The organism is Campylobacter concisus, assembly GCF_001891085.1.
Classification (GTDB): Bacteria; Campylobacterota; Campylobacteria; order Campylobacterales; family Campylobacteraceae; genus Campylobacter_A; species Campylobacter_A concisus_O.
The window spans coordinates 1-666 of record NZ_JXUP01000021.1; the positions used below are offsets into that span (position 1 = coordinate 1).

Here is a 666-nt window from a genome sequence, read left to right on the forward strand (position 1 = left end):
AGAGTTGACCCTAGTACGAGAGGACCGGGTCGAACCAACCACTGGTGTACGAGTTGTTCTGCCAAGAGCACCGCTCGGTAGCTATGTTGGGATGTGATAACTGCTGAAAGCATCTAAGCAGGAAGCCAACTCCAAGATGAATCTTCTTTTAAGAGCTCATATAGACTATGTGTTTGATAGGCTGGGTGTGTAATGGATGAAAGTCCTTTAGCTGACCAGTACTAATAGCTCGTCTGCTTATCTTTTAATAAGCATCACTTCCTTGTTAAGGATAAAACTTAATAAGATATGTTTTTATAAAACTTTGTTTATGACTTTTAACTTTATCAAGTAGTGTTAAATAAGAGATTTATATGATATATCTTTTATTTAACACTGCCCGTGACTATACAGACGAGGAAACGCCTTGCTCCATCTCGAACCAAGAAGCTAAGCTCGTCCTGGCTGATGATACTCTCCCTTACTGGGATGTTGGAAAAGTAGGTCGTTGCGGGCTTTGTTAGTTTTTAATCTTCTTTATCTAAACAATCTTCTTTTAATATTATTTTTTAATTTATAACAAAATATCAAATATTACATTTATTTATATTTTAAATAATCAGACTCTTTATCTCTATGCTTATAAATATCTCTTAGTTTATGCTTTATACGAGTATTGACTAAAAC

Annotated in this window: 2 rRNA genes; both read left to right on the forward strand. The window is 34.8% G+C overall.

Going from position 1 to position 666, the window contains the following annotated elements:
• Positions 1-245 (forward strand): 23S ribosomal RNA (locus tag TH67_RS10125); the annotation flags it as partial.
• Positions 246-377: 132 nt separating this feature from the next.
• Positions 378-496 (forward strand): 5S ribosomal RNA (gene rrf, locus TH67_RS10130).
• Positions 497-666 lie beyond the last annotated feature (170 nt).